This is a genomic window from Hymenobacter sp. YIM 151858-1, from assembly GCF_025979705.1.
Taxonomy (GTDB): domain Bacteria; phylum Bacteroidota; class Bacteroidia; order Cytophagales; family Hymenobacteraceae; genus Solirubrum.
In genome coordinates this window covers 1,325,021-1,341,794 of the sequence record NZ_CP110136.1, presented here as the reverse complement: position 1 = coordinate 1,341,794, position 16,774 = coordinate 1,325,021, and the positions used below count along the sequence as shown (strand labels likewise).

General features: G+C 62.4%; 15 protein-coding genes. 2 read left to right on the top strand and 13 right to left on the bottom strand.

The features are described from left to right. Positions 1 to 45: 45 nt before the first annotated feature. The 3 genes from OIS50_RS05975 to OIS50_RS05965 form a co-directional block, all read right to left on the bottom strand. Positions 46 to 525 carry a DUF2147 domain-containing protein gene (locus tag OIS50_RS05975; RefSeq protein WP_264693409.1) on the bottom strand — a complete coding sequence of 160 codons (480 nt, stop codon included), beginning with the start codon at positions 523 to 525 and terminating at the stop codon, positions 46 to 48. 121 nt (positions 526 to 646) lie between these two features. Further along, positions 647 to 1,090: a DUF2147 domain-containing protein gene (locus tag OIS50_RS05970; RefSeq protein ID WP_264693408.1), complete on the bottom strand. Its 444-nt coding sequence runs from the start codon at positions 1,088 to 1,090 to the stop codon at positions 647 to 649. A 914-nt stretch (positions 1,091 to 2,004) separates the two neighbouring features. Then, the gene (locus OIS50_RS05965) at positions 2,005 to 2,562 is read right to left on the bottom strand and encodes a C40 family peptidase (RefSeq protein ID WP_264693407.1); all 558 of its coding nucleotides are present in this window, start codon (positions 2,560 to 2,562) and stop codon (positions 2,005 to 2,007) included. Positions 2,563 to 2,750: 188 nt separating this feature from the next. On the opposite strand from OIS50_RS05965, the gene OIS50_RS05960 reads away from it, so the two are divergent. Together OIS50_RS05960 and OIS50_RS05955 are read left to right on the top strand one after the other, a co-directional pair. Further along, entirely contained in the window at positions 2,751 to 4,556 is a 1,806-nt protein-coding gene (locus OIS50_RS05960; protein ID WP_264693406.1) for a M61 family metallopeptidase, read from the top strand. A gap of 76 nt (positions 4,557 to 4,632) precedes the next feature. After that, positions 4,633 to 5,277 carry an NAD(P)H-dependent oxidoreductase gene (locus OIS50_RS05955; protein WP_264693405.1) on the top strand — a complete coding sequence of 215 codons (645 nt, stop codon included), beginning with the start codon at positions 4,633 to 4,635 and terminating at the stop codon, positions 5,275 to 5,277. Positions 5,278 to 5,355: 78 nt separating this feature from the next. On the opposite strand, the gene OIS50_RS05950 is transcribed toward OIS50_RS05955, so the two are convergent. The 10 genes from OIS50_RS05950 to OIS50_RS05905 all read right to left on the bottom strand — a co-directional run bounded on the left by OIS50_RS05950 (position 5,356) and on the right by OIS50_RS05905 (position 16,754). Further along, positions 5,356 to 6,930, bottom strand: coding sequence for a S8 family peptidase (locus OIS50_RS05950; protein WP_264693404.1), 1,575 nt, complete (start codon positions 6,928 to 6,930; stop codon positions 5,356 to 5,358). Between the two features lie 178 nt (positions 6,931 to 7,108). After that, positions 7,109 to 9,079 (bottom strand): KUP/HAK/KT family potassium transporter, encoded by a 1,971-nt coding sequence (locus OIS50_RS05945; protein WP_264693403.1) that lies wholly within the window; start codon positions 9,077 to 9,079, stop codon positions 7,109 to 7,111. 105 nt (positions 9,080 to 9,184) lie between these two features. Then, positions 9,185 to 9,718 (bottom strand): hypothetical protein, encoded by a 534-nt coding sequence (locus OIS50_RS05940; protein WP_264693402.1) that lies wholly within the window; start codon positions 9,716 to 9,718, stop codon positions 9,185 to 9,187. A 181-nt stretch (positions 9,719 to 9,899) separates the two neighbouring features. Next, on the bottom strand, positions 9,900 to 10,523 hold the full coding sequence (locus OIS50_RS05935) for an FKBP-type peptidyl-prolyl cis-trans isomerase (protein WP_264693401.1): 624 nt from the start codon (positions 10,521 to 10,523) through the stop codon (positions 9,900 to 9,902). 510 nt (positions 10,524 to 11,033) lie between these two features. Continuing rightward, positions 11,034 to 11,171, bottom strand: coding sequence for a hypothetical protein (locus OIS50_RS05930; protein WP_264693400.1), 138 nt, complete (start codon positions 11,169 to 11,171; stop codon positions 11,034 to 11,036). A 211-nt stretch (positions 11,172 to 11,382) separates the two neighbouring features. After that, positions 11,383 to 13,095, bottom strand: a complete 1,713-nt coding sequence (locus OIS50_RS05925) for an OmpA family protein (RefSeq protein WP_264693399.1) — start codon at positions 13,093 to 13,095, stop codon at positions 11,383 to 11,385. A 262-nt stretch (positions 13,096 to 13,357) separates the two neighbouring features. Then, the gene (locus tag OIS50_RS05920) at positions 13,358 to 14,431 is read right to left on the bottom strand and encodes an OmpA family protein (RefSeq protein WP_264693398.1); all 1,074 of its coding nucleotides are present in this window, start codon (positions 14,429 to 14,431) and stop codon (positions 13,358 to 13,360) included. Positions 14,432 to 14,549: 118 nt separating this feature from the next. Continuing rightward, a complete protein-coding gene (locus OIS50_RS05915) occupies positions 14,550 to 15,425 on the bottom strand; it encodes an aldo/keto reductase (protein ID WP_264693397.1) in 876 nt (291 codons plus the stop codon). Between the two features lie 88 nt (positions 15,426 to 15,513). Then, entirely contained in the window at positions 15,514 to 15,672 is a 159-nt protein-coding gene (locus OIS50_RS05910; protein ID WP_264693396.1) for a hypothetical protein, read from the bottom strand. Between the two features lie 161 nt (positions 15,673 to 15,833). Then, on the bottom strand, positions 15,834 to 16,754 hold the full coding sequence (locus OIS50_RS05905; protein WP_264693395.1) for a hypothetical protein: 921 nt from the start codon (positions 16,752 to 16,754) through the stop codon (positions 15,834 to 15,836). Positions 16,755 to 16,774 lie beyond the last annotated feature (20 nt).

Below are 16,774 nucleotides of genomic sequence, written 5' to 3'. Positions count from 1 at the left end.
TCGAACAGGCCAAAAACACCCGCTCAGCCAAATAGTTTAAACCGTTTACTTCGGCGCTGCTTCCTCGGCAGTGGCTTTGCGTACGCGCGTCCAGTACTGCGAGCGGCCCACCAGCGCAAAACCGATGTAGCCTTTCACTTCGAGCTTATCGGGGCCTAGTTGGCGCACAAAGCAGGAGTAGGTGCGGCCGTTTTCGGGGTCGTAGATTTCGCCGCCGTCCCAGCGGTTGCTGCCGGCGTCGTAGCGCAGGTTTTGCAGCACCACCAGCCCTAGGTGCGGCTGGGTGCGTTTTTTGGGGTCGGGGTTGTGCACATCGAGGCGGGGGTGGCCCTCGGCGTCGTTGGGCTGCTGCAGGTTCACGATTTTGCCGCACAGCTGCTCGCCGCAGCGGTAGAGCTCGATGTGGCTTTCGCCCTGCTCATCGGCCCACACGCCCAGGGGCATGGCCGCCGGCTGGGCAAACAGCTGCCCCCACGGTGCCAGCGCCAGGGCCAGCAGCAGCGGAAGTACTCGAATGGCTTTCACGAGGGGTAGGGGTTTGGTCAAGGGCGTAAGGCCAAGGTAAGAAACTGCGGGCCTATTAAAAGCAGAAGCCGCCCGCTCCGGTACTCCGAAACGGGCGGCATCGGCCGTAAGTTCAGCGGGCTTACTTCACGCGCGTCCAGGTTTGCGAGCGGCCAATCATCGAAATACCGATGTAGCCCTTCACTTCCATGGTGTTGGCGTTGAGCATCTTCATGTAGCAGGAGTAGGTTTTGCCCGTTTCGGGGTCGTAAATCTTGCCGTCGTCCCACTTGTTGGCTTCGTCGTACTCAAACCCTTGCATGAATACCAGGCCCAGGCGCGGGCGGCTGCGCAGCTTGGGGTCGGGGTTCTGCGAGTCGGTTTTGGGCTTGCCGGTTTTGGGGTCGTTGGGCGTGGTCAGCGACACGATTTTGCCGCAGAGTTTTTTGCCGTTGCCGCACTGGTAAATCTCGAAGGTGGCCTTCTTCTCGCTGTTCGTCCATACCCCAAGCGGGGACAGGCTTTGCGCCGAGGCTACACCTACAAAGCCCAGCAGTAAGGCCAGGCACAGGAGCAGTTTCTTCATCATTAAAATAAGGGTGTGAAAAGGGGTTGGGAGGGAAAAATATGCAAAAGAAACTCAACTCTGCAACATGCAGGCTGGGCATAGATACACAAGTAGCGTACCAATACCTAGGGCCCGAAGCTGGTGCGCGGCAACCAGAAAAAATAAATGGGCTGACATTCAGCCGCATGCTATAAAAGTTGGCTCAATGGGTTAGAAAAAGCGGTTTTTATTTTGAACCAAACGTATCCCATATAACTTTAGTGACCGTAGCGAGTGCTACAGCCCCAGCTAGCGGACCCGTGTTGTCGGTAGCGCCCCTGGGGAGATGTTTTACTAACGAGAAAGGAGGTGTACAATGTCCAGTAGTCCCAAATCCATCCTGCCAAGCCTGAGTAATGTTGTCCGCCTCACCGCCGGACGCGCGTAACACTCAAGTGTCGTGGGGATGCGTATGCACTCTCACATTACGGCAGGTCTTCGCCTAAGATGACCACTCCGGTGTCCCCGGGCTGGTCGCTTGGTAAGATGGCCACAGGATTAGAGGCCCGGTTACCTGTGAAGGCAACCGGGCCTCGCTGTTTGTATACCGCTCGTTGGTCGGCTTGATTTAGCAGCTTGCTAGGCTACTGGCGCGAGTTTTAGCGCGAAGCGCGCTACTCGTGCCGCAGCATGGAGGGGAGTTTCTAACTCCCGTGCCGTGAACGACGTGGCCTAGGTGCCATCAGCAATGATAACGTTAGGCAGCCTGTGCAGGCAAGCTGTTCCCTAGGTGCCGTGCAACGCCCGGGAGTCTGGAGACTCCTTTCCATGTTGCTGGCACGAGTCGCGCGCCGAAGGCGCTAAGACTCGCGCCAGTGCCATTGTTCCCTAGTGCCACTCCTCAGCTACCCGGAAGCGCGCCTTGGCGCGTGCCGCGTCAGCGCCGAGCACCGCTATAGTACCCGCCTCACACCCAGGAAGCGGCGCTCGTAGTCGGTGCCGTCGACCTGGCTGATTTTTACGCCCGGGTCGCGGCGCGACGAGGACGAGTGCACGAAGCGCAAGGGCTGGCCGGGTTCCGAAATAACGATGCCCGCGTGGCCGGGCGTGGTGCTGCCCTGCGCCGTGCCCGTAAAAATGATCAGGTCGCCTTTGCGGGCCTGCTGCCGGGCTACGGGCTGGCCGGTTTTGTACTGAAGGGCCGAGGAGTGCGGTACCTCCACACCAAACTGGTTGTACACGTACGTCAGGAAGCCCGAGCAGTCGAAACCGCCTTGGGGCGTGGTGCCGGCGTAGCAATAGGGCTTGCCGAGCTGGCGCAGGGCAAAGCGCACCACGCTATCGGGGCGGGTAACGGGGGCAGTGCCGGTGGCGGCGCGGTACACCACGGCCCGCACGGGGGGCAAGTCGCCGGAGGCGGGTACGGGCGCGGTGGGGCTGAGGCGCGGCCAGGCCCACAGGGCCAGCAGCAGGGTCATGCAAATTCCAAACATCAGCCAGATGTAACGCATAATCGTGCCAACCGCCCGGTGTGGTTGCAGGTGCGGCGGCTGAAGCTGCTAACGAAGCCGCCGGCAAGTGCGTTGCGCACGGCCGGGCTGGGTATATTCACGCCGGCTTTGCAGCCCCCGGGTGCGTGGGGTTGTCAGTAGCACATTTCGCCTTCCGCACCCATTTCACTCCTCCTTTCCCTGAACACATGTTTCAATTAACCAAGCGCCGCCTAGGTGCCACCGCCCTGGTGGTGCTATTGGGCAGCGCACCCGTGCTGGCTGCGCCGGCCCTGCGCTACGTGCTGGCCATGCCGGCGCCGCAAACGCACTACTTCGAGGTCGAAATGCAACTGAGCGGCTTTACGGGCCGCAGCACCGATGTAAAAATGCCGGTGTGGGCACCGGGCTCGTACCTGGTGCGCGAGTTTGCCAAAAACGTGGAGGGCTTTGCGGCCAGCGCGGGTGGCAAAAACCTGGGCGTCAGCAAAATCGATAAGAATACCTGGCGGATTGAGCACGCCGGCCAAAAGAACATTACGGTGCGCTACCGCGTGTACGCCAACGAGCTGAGCGTGCGTACCAGCTTCGTGGATGCCTCGCACGGCTACCTCAACGGCTCGAGCGTGTTTATGTACCCGGCGCAGCAAAAGCAGCTGCCGAGCACGCTGGAGGTGCGCCCGGCCCAGGGCTGGAGCAAAGTATCGACGAGCCTGAAGCCGGCCGGCAACGGGCCCACGTTCACGTTCCAGTCGAGCAACTACGACGAGCTGGCCGATTCGCCCATCGAAATCGGCAACCACAAGGAGCTGACGTTTGAGGCCAACGGCACGCCGCACCGCATTGCCATGTACGGCCCCGGCAACTACGACGAGCAGCGCATCACCGAGGACTTCAAGCGCATTTGCGAAACCTCGCAGAAGGTGGTGGGCCGCAATCCGCTCGACCGGTACCTGTTTATCGTGCACAACCTGGAGCGCGGGGGCGGCGGCCTGGAGCACTTGTTCTCGACTACGCTGCAAGTATCGCGCAACGCCTACAACTCCGAGGCCGGCTACATGGGCCTGCTGGGCCTGGCGGCGCACGAGTACTTCCACCTCTGGAACGTGAAGCGCATCCGCCCCATCGCCCTGGGTCCGTTCGACTACGACCAGGAGAACTACACGCGCATGCTGTGGCTGAGCGAAGGCGGCACCGAGTATTTCTCGAACCTGATTGTGCAGCGCGCCGGCTTCCAGAAGCCGCAGCAGTACCTCGATCAGCTGGCCACCGGCATTACGCGCGTGGAGAACACGCCCGGCAACCGCGAGCAATCGGCAGCCGAGTCGAGCTTTGATGCCTGGATTAAGTACTACCGGCCCAACGAGAACTCGGCCAACACCGGCATCAGCTACTACGACAAGGGCGAGGTTATCGGGGCCGTGCTCGATCTGATGATTATCAACGCCACGAAAGGCCAGAAAAGCCTCGACGACGTGATGCGCTACCTCTACGACGAGTACTACGTGAAGCAAAAGCGCGGCTTCCGCGACGAGGAGTTTCAGGATGCCGTGGCCAAAGTAGCCGGCCGCCGTTTCGACGATTTCTTTAAACGCTCGGTGTACGGCACCGTGCGCCTCGATTACGAAGGCGCCCTGGGTTATGCGGGCCTGCGCCTGACAAACACCGCCGGCCAGCCCGAAGCCGCCCTAGGTGCCAGCGTGTCGGCCAACAACGGCCGGCCCACGGTAACCGGCGTGGTGCGCGACGGCAGCGCGTGGCAGGGCGGCCTGAACGTGGGCGACGAAATTCTGGCCCTCGACGGCATGCGCGTAACCGACGACATCAACCGCTACATGGCCGCCCGCCCCGTGGGCAGCACCGTGAAGCTGCTGGTAGCGCGCGACGGGCAGCTGCGCGAACTGTCGTTTCCGCTGCTGGCCAGCACCGCCGCCAAGTACCGCATCGAAATGGCCGACAACGCCACGCCGGAGCAGCTGGCCGTGCGCCGCAAGTGGCTGCAATTGCCGAGCTAGGTAGCCGTAAATTTTCCCTAGGTTCCATTGCCCGCCGCTGCCCAATGGGGCAGCGGCGGTTGTAGTTTAACTGATCATGAATGTTCTGCTTGTGCTGGCTCATCCCGAGCCGGCGTCGTACAACGGGCACCTGGCCCGCCTCGCTGTCGAAACCCTTACCGCGGCCGGCCACACCGTGGAGGTTTCCGACCTGTACCGCCAACGCTTTGCGGCCGTGGCCGGCCCCGCCGACCTGGAGCCCGCCTACGCGACCGATTTTTTCGACCTGCAGGCGGCCCAGCGGGCGGGCGTGGCGGCCGATAGTTTTGAGCCCGGCATCGAGGCCGAAATGGAGAAGCTGCGCCGCGCCGATTTGCTCATGCTGCAATTTCCGCTGTGGTGGCACTCGGTACCGGCTATCCTCAAGGGCTGGATCGACCGCGTGCTGGCCGTGGGCTTTGCCTACGGAGGCACCAAGGAGCTGGCCGGCAAAAAGGCGCTGGTGTCGCTTACCTCGGGCACGCCCAACGAGCTGTGGGACGGCGTAACCCTGCCCACGCTCGAATCGACCTTGAGCCACTTGCTGCGCGGCACGTTCGCCTTCTGCGGCATGGAGGTGTACGAGCCCTTTATGATTGGCAGCGCCAAGCACCTAGGGCCCGAGCAGCGCGCCGCCGCCGATGCCGAGTTCGTGCGCATGCTGCAGCAGCTCGACACGCGCAAGCGTATCTTCTTGCCCTAGGTCGCACCTGGCCCAAAAACACCGCGGCCCGCTCCAGCAACTGGGGCGGGCCGCGGTGTTTCGGGAGCACGTGCGCAGCTATTGCGCCAGCGCACCCACTGCTTTGGCCAGGTTCACGCGGCCGTAGCCGAAGCTAGGGTCGCGGTTGGTGGCGTTGGTGCTGGCGGCTACCAGGCGCTGCTTTATCTGCTCGCGGGTTTCGGTGGGGTACTTGCTCCATACTACCGCGGCCATGCCAGCCATGGAAGCGGTAGAAACCGACGAGCCGCCCACGGTGCTGGGCGCGTCGCCGCTCATGGCCAGCGACAGGGGCCGCAGGTTGTTGCTGCTGCGCTGCATTACCACCGTAAACTCCACGTCGGAGCCCACGTGGCACTCGTCGCAGCGCGAGGTCAGGTTGTCCTTGATGCCGGTAACAGCCACTGCCTCGGCCAGGTTGGCCGGGAAAATAACCCCGACCCAACCCGCCGACCAATCGAACGAGGTGCCGGCCGCGCAAAAGATGAGCTTGCCCCGCGCGTGGGCGTACCGGATGGCATCGGCCATTTGCGAGCTGCCGGTAACGCGGCCCATGCTCATGCTGATGATGCGCACATCGGCACGGTTGGCCGCCAGTACAAAGGCATCCGACACGCCCTTCACCTCGCGGCTTTCATCCAGAAACACATCGGCGGCGGCCCGAATGGTAATCAGGTTGCTGTTGTAGGCAATGCCCACCGAGGCGCCATCGGTGCCGCGCGGGGCGGCGGCTGCCCCGGCCATGCTGGTGCCGTGGCCGCACTGGTCGTTGGGCGTTTCAACGGGGCCCGTAGGAATGCCGAAGAACGTGGAGCGCGGCAGCGTTACCAGCCGCTCCACGGTGCGGCCCGCACTCAGGCCTTGGTTGAACGCGCTGCCCAGGTTTTCCTGCGCATCCGACGAGCCGGTATCGATAACCACGAGCTTAATGCCCTGGCCCGTGCTCTGCGACCACGCCGAGCGCACGCCGTGGTATACATCGGCCTGGTTCCACGACGATTTGCTGCCGTTGCTGAGCACGGTGTAATCGGAGCCGGCTACCAGGTTGGGCGTGGCGGTGTTCGAGCCGCAGCCGCTGCTGCTCAGGCTGCGCTGGGCGGCCGTGCTGGTGCGCGGGCGGTAGGGGTCGTAGCCCATGGGCTCGGCGTAGCGCACCAAGGGCGAGCGGCGCAGGCGCTGCACGGTGCTCAGCTGCCGCACCCGCACGCTCAGCACGGGCAGGGTTTCATCGGCAAACACCACCAGCTGCTCCGGCGTGAGGGTAGGGTCGGCCTGTTGCTCGCTGCTCAAAATCAGGCGCAACACCTGCTCGCGGGCTTGCTGGTAGGCGGCATCGGCGGCAGCCCTAGGTGGCAGGGCGGCTTGGGGGCTGCACTGGTCGGCGGGGGCGTAGCCCACGCTCAGCACCTGGTCGGAGCGTTGCAGGGCGCTCCATACCACGTGGTCGGTGGCGTCGGCCCAAGAGTAAGGAGCGTTGGTGGCTTTTACCTTTTCCCAGATGTGCTCATCGAGCTGCTGGGTGCTGAGGGCTTCGCCACCTAGGGCGGGGTTGGGTTGGGCCAGCTCGGCATCGGGCGTGCGGCTGCAGCCCAGCAGCGCCAGAAGCGCCGCGGCGGCGGGGGTAAATTTGGGCATAGCGGGGTGTTTGGTTGAGTGGGTAGCATGGTTCGGGTTGCGTAGATAAAGCTATGATAATATTTGAATTATGCAAGTTATGGGTCGGCCGAACCAGCCCGGTTGCCTTGGCGCATCAAGCACAAAAAAGCCGCTCCGGCGGGCGGAGCGGCTTTCAGGAACCTAGGGAACCGCGGGCTTAGTACACGCGCTTCAGATCGACGCTTTTCGGGGGCGTAATGATGAGCGGCACCTTTTCAATTTTCACCGACGAGGTATCGAGCCCGAAGTACTTGTCTTCGGAGGCGATGAACTGCTTGATGTAGAAGTAGGCCTGCATCACGATGTTCTCCACGAAGGGGAATTCGTTTTCGACCGACAAAAACTTCTCGAGCACCACAAAGCGGAAGTCGCCGGTTACGTGCTGCTTGCTCAAGGATTCGTAGCGCGAGGTAATGTCCACTTCCTTGTTGCGTACCAGGTCTTCCACCACTTTGCGGAAGTACAGGTTGATGCGCTGCTCGACGCGGAAGCCCAGGCGGAAGGTAATGCGGTAGGCGTCGTCGTTGGCCAGCTCCGTTACCTTGTACTCCATCGTGTACGGCTCGTCGGTGGTATCTACGTGCACAAACCAGTAGATATCAGCTCGTTTGGGGCGCTTCTGGAAGATGGAGTAGATGATTTTCGACTCGATTTCCGTCTGGCGCTCGGCCGAGGTCATGAACACGAGGTGCGTGGCGTATTTCGGTACCGATTCGTCGGCCGAAAGCTGCTTGAGCGCGTCCATGTACGGGTCGATTTTCACGAACTCGGTGAGGCGGCGCTTGATGTAAAAGGCGCGCATCCACACGTACATCACCGAAATCAAGCACAAGCTAATGGCCACCGACACCCAGCCGCCGTGCGGAAACTTGATGAGGTTGGCAATCAGGAACGAGCCTTCAATAGCGAGGTACACCACCAAAAACAGCACTACCAGCGGCATGGCCACGCGCTTGGTTCGCAGCCACATCGAGAGCAGCAGCGTGGTCATGAGCATGGTTACGGTAATGGCCAGGCCGTAGGCCGCTTCCATGTTTTCGGACTTGCGGAAGTACAGCACCACCGCTATGCAGCCCAGCAGCAGCAGGCGGTTCATGGAGGGCACGTACAGCTGGCCCTTCACGTCGGTGGGGTAGTTCAGCTTTACTTTGGGCCACATATTCAGGCGGATGGCCTCGGCCACCAGCGTAAACGAGCCCGTAATCAGCGCCTGCGAGGCAATAATGGCCGCAATGGTGGCAATGCCAATACCAATCAGCAAGAACCACGAAGGCATCATCTCGAAGAAGGGGTTGCGCCCGTTCAGCTGCTCGCCTTGGTGGGTAATCAGCCAGGCACCCTGCCCGAAGTAGTTGAGCAGCAGGCAGGTTTTCACGAACACCCAGCTGATGCGGATGTTGCCTTTGCCGCAGTGCCCTAGGTCGGAGTACAGGGCCTCGGCTCCGGTGGTGCACAGAAACACAGCCCCCAACAGCCAGAAGCCGCCCGGCGTGTTCACGAGCAGGTTGTAGGCGTAGTAGGGGTTGGCGGCCCGCAGGATTTCGGGGTGCTGCACAATGCCGGTTACGCCCAGCGTGGCCAGCATCGAGAACCACAGAAACATAATGGGCCCGAACGCCTTGCCCACGATTTGGGTGCCGAAGCTTTGCAGCAGAAACAGCATCACCAGAATGGCAATAACGATGGGCACCGTCTGGATTTCGGGGTAGAGGCGCTCCAGCCCCTCGATGGCCGACGATACCGAAATCGGGGGCGTGATTACGCCGTCGGCCAGCAGGGCCGCGCCGCCCACAATGGCCACGGCCGAAAGCCAGGTGCCGCGGCGGCGCACCAACGCGTAGAGCGAGAAAATGCCGCCCTCGCCGTTGTTATCGGCGTTGAGGGTGAGCAGCACGTACTTGATGGTGGTTTGGAGCGTGAGCGTCCAGAGCACGCACGAAATGCCGCCGTACACCAGGTCGGCTTCGATGCGGCCCGGCACGATGGCCTTCATCACGTACAAAGGCGAGGTGCCGATGTCGCCGTAGATGATACCCAGGGCGATAAGCAGGCCCGCCGTGGATACGGCGGTGTGCGCGTGGTGCGAGGTTGCGGTCGGAGCCTCGGACAAGGTTTTGGTGTCACTCATACAATCGCGACAACATGAATAAACATACACCCCCTCGGAAAGAGGCGGGCAAAGGTAGTAAGCGCCGGGCAGCCGTGTGCGCACGGCCGCCGCAAAGCAGCTTTCTCAGGATGTGGGCGGGATAGGGTCGGGGCCGGGTTCGGGCCCGGCGGGGGCAGGGGCGTTGGCTTGCTCGGCGGCCAGCAGGGCCGTGGCCTCGGCGGCGGCGCGTTGGTGACGCAGGTAAATGCGCACGTTGGTTTCGGTGGCCAGGGGCTGCCAGGTTTGCAGCTCGCCCCCTAGGGCATGGTGCGATTCTTCGCGGCCCAGGCGGTGCAGGCGCACCCGCATAGCGCCGCGCCGGCCCCAGGCCAGCAGCAGCACCCCGAGGCTCATGCCCACCATGGCCGTAGGCGTACGAATCCAGTTTTGCAGAAACGCCAGCGTGAAACCGCCCAACACCAAGGCCCCGAGCATAATCCAGAGCAGCCAGCGCACCGGCTGTACCGACACGCGCTCCAGCTCCAGCAGGCTGTAGCTGCGGCCCTCCAGGGTCAGCTCATCGTCGGTAAGCAGCCAGCGGCCATCCGGGCTTTGCATGGGCGGCCGGGGAGGCGGGAGCTGCGGTGGCGCGAAGCCAGGGTGGGTAATGGGTTCCATGGGGTTGCTAGGTGACAGGGAACAGGTAACACGTGACAGGTTTGGGGCGAAACCTTTAAGCTTAGTGGGGCCCAATGGCCAGTGCCCCAACGAGCTTAAGCGTCTACGAGCTTGTGAGCTGTTGCTTTCTACTTATCACGTCTGACGTGTCACGTGTTACCTGTCACCTGTTACCCCAAGCTTAATTATTCACTTTCAGCAGCTCCACGTCGAAAATGAGGGTGGCGTTCGGGCCGATATCCGAGCCGGCGCCGCGGGTGCCGTAGGCCAGCTCCGACGGGATGTAGAGGCGGTACTTCGAGCCTTCGCTCATCAGCTGCAGGGCCTCCGTCCAGCCGGCAATTACGCCGTTCACCGGGAAGGTGGCGGGCTGGCCGCGCTCGTAGCTGCTGTCGAACACGGTGCCGTCGATGAGCGTGCCGTGGTAGTGCGTGGTTACCGAGCTCTTGAGCGAAGGCTTTTTGCCCGAGCCCTCGCTGAGCACCTCGTACTGCAGGCCGCTGGGTAGCGTGTGCACGCCGGCTTTGTTTTTGTTTTCGGCCAGGAAAGCGGCGCCTTCCTGCTGGTTTTGCTCGGCCGATTGCCCACCGCCCTGCGGCTGCTCGGCGGCCATTTGCTGCTGAAACTGCTGCATGGCGGCCTGCATTTGCTGCGGCGAAAGGCGGCTTTGCTGGCCGCTCAGGGCCTCTTTCAGGCTTTGCGCCAGCGTGTCGATGTCGAGGTCGATGCCCTGTTGGGCGAAGTTGCGGGCCAGGTCGCGGCCGATGATGTAGCTGATTTGCTGCTTAAGCGAGGTCAGTTCCATGAATCGCGGAGTTACGTCTGATTACTCTGAATTCGCTGTGGTTGCCAAGCCGCCCGCCCAGCGAAGAACAACGGTGCGGCTACCGGGCAGTACGCGCCCGGCGGGGCGAAGGTGCAGAAAAATTGCAGGTCGTGCGGGCTGGCTGGGCCGAATCATGCGCCGTCGTCCGGCAGGCCATTAGCACCTCCCTGAAAATCAGCTTTCAGCAAAGCCATTCGTTTTCGGCAACGATTTGTGGGCTGCTGGGCGCACCTCAGGCCAAGGGCACCTAGGGCAGGCCGCCTTCGCGCCAGCCGATACGCCTTACCTGGTGCCTGTACGGCGGCCGTTGTGCAGCTGCCGTGGCTAGCCGCAAGCGCCCAGCTAAGCCGCTGGTGCCGGGCGCGCAGCACAAGCTGCCGGCTTGCGCTGGCCCGAACGCCGGATATGGCCACTACGGGCCAGCAAAAAAGCCGGCCCCACGCAATGCGGAGCCGGCTTATCAAATCAGCAAACCCGGAAAATGGCCGCTTAGCAGCAGTACTCGCTCAGGTCTTCGTCGAGCGAATCGATGTAGAGGTTGAACTTAAGCGTGCGGGCCGCCCACAGCCCCAAGGACCCCAGGCCACCCAGCAGCAACAACGTCGAAACGGCGGTGGTCTTTTTCATAGCCTATGTTGTATGTAAGTGATGTTCAGATTATTGATGCAAAGATACGGCTTAAATGTTAATTAGTTGTTATGCATGCATCATTCTTTGGTTGCGCCCTAGGTACGCTGTGCTTGCCAAAGCAAGCGGGAGCGAAGCCACCGGCCGCCACCTGAAGGCAGCTCCGGCGCTTTGCTCCCGCAAACCACGGAACAGGCTTACTTACTTGGGCTTACGGCTTGCGCGGGGCTGGCTTGCGCACCGGGGCCTTGGCCGGGGTTTTGGCGGCTGGCTTTTTAGCAGTGCCGGCCCTAGGTGCCGTGGCCTTGGCAGCGGCCGGGGGGCGCCGGGCAGCGGGCTTGCGGGCCGGTGCTTTGCGAACGGCGGCTTTTTTGGCCGGGGCTGCTTTGGTGGGTTTGGCCGGAGTAGTAGCCGGCGCGGTGGTTGGCTCCGAGCCATATTTGGCATCGGCTGGGTTGGCCGCGCCATTCAGGAACAAGTCGAACTCGACGCGGCGGTTGCGCACCCGGCCGGCCTCGGTGGCATTGTCGGCCACGGGGTGCAGGGGGCCGTAGCCGCGCTGCTGAACGCGGCTTGCGGCAATGCCTTTGCCCACGAGGTAGCTGCGGGCGGCAGCGGCCCGCTCGCGCGAGAGGCGCAGGTTGAACGCGGCCGGGCCCTGGCTATCCGTGTGCCCCGTAATGCTGAGGGTGTAATCGGGGTAGCGCGCCAGGATTTGGGCAACCGTGTCGAGGGTGGCGTACGAGGTAGCCAGCAGGGTAGCCTTGTTGCGCTCGAAGCCGATGAACTGGGTGGCCTCCTGCAGGCGCTTGCGCGTTTCTTCCTTAATCTCGGGGCAGCCGTTGTTCGAGGCCGGGCCGGCGCTGTTGGGGCAGCGGTCGGTGGTGTTGGGCACGCCGTCGGCATCCGAGTCGGTTTCGGTGGCGTTGGCAGCGGCCGAGCAGCCGCTGGCATCTACCTGGGTGCCGGCGGGCGTATCGGGGCACTTGTCCTCGGCGTCCGGAATGCCGTCGTTATCGGTATCGGGGCAGCCGCTTAGCTCTTCCTTACCGGCTACGTCGGGGCAGGTGTCGTTGGCGTCGGCTACGCCGTCGCCGTCCTTGTCGGGGCAGCCTTGCAGGTCGGCGGTGCCTTGCTCGTTGGGGCAGTTGTCGCGGTAGTCGGCCACGCCGTCGTTATCGGTATCGGGCGGGCAGCCTTTTTCGTCAACCTCCACGCCGGGCGGCGTGTTGGCGCAACGATCCTGGCGGTCGGGCACGCCGTCTTCGTCGGCATCGGCCGCCTGGCCCAGGTTAAACGTGAGGCCCACGGTATGCTGCAAAAAGCGGTCGGCCCAGCGCGGCACGTTGGTTTCGGGCACGCCGTCGAAGTTGGCCTCCATGGGCATGTGCTGGGTGCTCTGCACGAACAAGCCCACGCCGCCACCCAGGCGCAGGTTGATGCCCGCGCCGCCCATCACATCGATGTAGCCTTTGTCCTCATCGATGCGCTGGCCGTCGTTCAGGCCCGTGCGGCTGGCGTACGACCACCCCGAGCCCACCAGCAGGTAGGGCTGAAAAAAGGCGTTTTCCTTGAGGGCCCAGCCGTTGTTCAGCTTCAGCTTAAAGCCCAGGTTGGCGTTGACGAGCGTGGTGGTGAAGCGCGTTTTGGGGCTGCGGTTGCCGGTAAGCTCGCCGTAAAACACCTGGGTGTTCAGGTCGATACCGCGGCCCAGGTACAGGTTTACGGCCAGGCCGGGCGCGTACGAGCTGCGGTCGAACTTCCAGTAATCCGAACCGAAGTTGCCTTGGTATTGCAACGCACTCAGGTTCAGCCCCAGGCTCGCTCTGCGGTCGGGGGTTTGGGCCTGGGCGGCGTGCGGTAGGGCAGGCAGCAACGCCAGGGGCAGAGCCAGCAACCTAAACGTTTGTACAAACTGCTTCATCAGGTGGAGTCGGGGTGAAGGAGTAAGCTGCACAGGAGCAGGTACGCACGTATACCCGCAATGCCGCGAAAGGTTAGCCAACAAGGCGCCGCACCGCATCAGCCAGGCAGCGCCCTAGGCGTCTGCAAAGCCAAGCGTCTGATGGTAATGATAATCATTGTATAAATAATATACAATACTTAATTGATATAATACACATGCCTTGCTTCATAAGCCATAGGCGAGGTACCCAAATCCTGTCATACAGATATGGCCTCACCGCCTATTTCGCCTCCGAAACCTCCACGCGCCGGTTGCGGGCATCGGGCGAGGCGTAGAGCGGGCGCGTGTCGCCGTACCCGGCGGTGCTGATGCGCTCGGGCGCCACGCCCGCTTTCACGAGGTACGCCTTCACCGCCTCGGCCCGTTGCTCGGATAGTGCCTGGTTTTTGTCGGGCTCGCCGATGCGGTCGGTATGGCCGGCCACCAGCACGCGTAAGCTAGGGCGGGCCTGCAGCTCGGCGGCCAGCTGATCGAGGGCGGGCAAGGCTTCGGGCAGCAGCTCGGGCGTGCCAAGCTTAAAGAGCACGGTGGGCAGCACCACGGGTTGTTGGCTGATGACGGGGGCCGGCGGGGGCGTAGGGCGGGCGGTGTCGGGCGGGGCGGGTTTGGGCGCCGGGGCCGGGGCTGGCTTGGGCTTGGGAGCCGCGCCGCTCACCTGCACGGTAATGGGCACCACGGCGCTTTCGCGGGTGCGGTAGTAGCCTTGCGTGATGTAAAAAGTAGTGGTTTTGCTGAGCCTGGTACGGTAGCTGTTGCCGGTGTTCACGGGCTGCTTCAGGTCGGCATCGGCGTACCAGCGCACGTCGCGGCCCGAAACCCGAATGGTGGTTTCGGCGCCGGCCTGCACCTTGGCGGCCGACTTAAGCTTGACGCGGTAAAGCGTGAAGCTGCCTTTGTCGCAGTCGCCCACGGGGGCGTAGGCGGCGCGCCCGGTTAGCTTTTCCTCCTTCGCGTCGTAGGTAAAGGCAATGGAGCCCTCGCACCAGTAGCTGAAGGGGGTGGCCCCGGTTTCGTTGAGCTTGCGCACGTGCTCCAGCGCCAGCCCGGTGGCCGTGCGCGTGGCCCGCACCTGAAACGTAACCGTTACGTTGGGCCGGCCCGTGGCCTCCTGGTACAGCACGCCAAACATGCCCGTGCCTTTGGCCTCCTGCACGCGCAGCAGGGCCGGCCAGGTGGCACCGGGCTCTTCGGGGTCGGTTTCTACGCCTTGCCAAATGCCCGCCAACGATTGGGCATTTGCATTGCCTGCCAGCAGCCAACCCAGCAGGCCTAACCACGCGCCGTATTTCATCATGCCCCAATGTAAACCCCGGAGCCGGTTTGCGTCAAACCCAATGGGCCTGAGCGTAGCAGCAACCCGAAACAATTGCCCTAGGTAGCAGCAGAGCAGCAGCACCTAGGGCAGCGGGGCGCTACCCTAGGTGCGCCATGTCGTCGGGGCTGAGGCGGATATGCGCGGCCGCCAGGTTCTCGCGCAGGTGCGCCAGCCTGGAAGTGCCGGGGATGGGCAACAGCCAGGGCGAGCGGTGCAGCAGCCAGGCAATGTTTACCTGGGCCGGCGTGGCCTGGTGCTTGCGGGCTATTTCGGCCACCTGCTCGGAGTGTTTGGGCAGGGCGTGCAAGAGCGAGAAGTACGGAATAAGGGGAATGCCGTGCTGCTCGCACAGGTCCAGCACTTCTTCGCCGCCCCGGCTTTCGAAGTGCGGGGTGCGGTGGGTGGTGCGCTGGGCGTAACTATACATGTTCTCAACGGTGGCAATCGGGCCCAGCTGCAGGCCGGTTGTCAGCTCTTCGCGCGTTACGTTGCTCAGGCCTACGTGCAAAATCTTGCCCTCGCGCTGCATCTCGTACATGGCACCTAGGGCCTCGCTCAGGGGCACGTCGCTCTTGGGCATCACGCGGTAGTGCACCAGCTGAATTTGCTCCTGGCCCAGGGTGCGCAGGTTGTTATCGATGCTGGCGCGCAGCTGTTCGGGGCGGTTGTAGGGTACCCAGCTTTTATCGGGGAGGCGGGCGGCACCCACTTTGGTGCAAATCAGCAACTCGGGCGGGTAGGGGTACAGCGCTTCCCGAATGAGGCGGTTCGTTACATCCTGGCCGTAATAATCGGCCGTGTCGAGGAAATTTACCCCGTGCTCCTCAGCCGTCCGCAGAATTTGCAAAGCCTCGGCGCGGTCGGCGGGCTCGCCCCACACATCGGGCCCGGGTAGGCGCATGGTTCCGTAACCCAGGCGGTTAACCGTGAGCGGGCGAGCGGAGTGTTGCGCGATGGTGATGGTTGCGGGCATAAGGCCAGGTATCTACAGCGAATAAGATAGGAGCAGGGGCTAGGATTCGGGATGCTCTCAAAGTACGGGTGCAACAAATTCTCGCGGGTCAGGAAGCAACTGCCCTGGATTTATTTATTGATGGCAGTACCGATGAAAAGCTGGGCTCCACTAACTCGCCTTTGTCGTCCATCACCAAAGCACCTAGGCCACTGCTGATGCGCAGCATGCCCGTGAGAAACACACGCGCGTTTTCAAGGTCAAGCAAATCGGTTCGGAACCTGAATTATTCGATGCTTCCCGATGCCTGATCAACAGTGCTCCAGCAGGCGTGGACAATCCTCTATGCCCTGATCATCTTAACGAACAACGGCCCGTTCCGGAGCAGGAACGGGCCGTAGCGTGTAGGAATAGGCGCAGGCCAAATACCTACTCGCTGTCGTCGGCAGCGTCGGTTTGCTTCGGCATGCCGCCAAGCATAATAGCCAACGATTTCATGCCAATCTGCATCTCATCCTTGGCGTAGTCGAGGAGCGGGGTGTTGGCCTTAATCTGCAATTCCTGCGGCGTAACCGGCTTGGTCTGCACGCTGGCAAACTCGTACACCATCTGCTGCTTGCGCTCCTTATCGAAGTACACCACCAGCTTCGTGATGCCGTTCTTTTCCTTCACGTACACGGGGTGCGCAAAATTGAGCATCTGCGGAATCTGAGCAGAGGTCCACACATCCAGGGCTACCGGCTTCTGGCTCATCTGGCCCGGGGCTTCGGGGTTGGGGGCCGCACCCGGCTTCAGGGTATAAGTAGTTTTCTGGCTGGGGTAGCCGGCCACCATGCTGGTTTCGGTGGTGGTTTTTAGCGCGTAGTCTTCTTCGGTAACTACAATGGTTTGCCAGGTTTTAGTAAGCGTAGCGGCATTGTAGGTGTAGGCCACACGCTCCGCGCCACTCTGCGCGGCCAGCAGCATGGTGCCGGCTTTTTTCGCGCCATCGAAGTAGTTTTCCAGGTGATACGTCAGGGCATCGGTGCTTACGCGCGCCTCCTGGCCCCGGTAGTAAATGGTGCCCTTGCGCGGCAGCATCATGGCTCCCATTACCAGTGCCGGATTTAGCTGAGCGGCCTCCGCCTGAAAGCGCTGCTGCTCGGCCGGAGTCATGCGCATGGCCAACTGCTGAATCTGCGCCTGCAAATTGCCTTTGGTGGGGTCCAGTTGGTTTAAAAACTTGTCGTAGGGGTTGCCCGGCAACGATACCCGGGTCGTGATGACGCCCTGCGTGAAGTTGGTAGGCGGCGCCGCAGTGGGAGCGGGCGAAGTGCCAGCCGACATCAGCACAGCGGCAACCGGAAGCACGGTCAGAAGAACGGAACGAC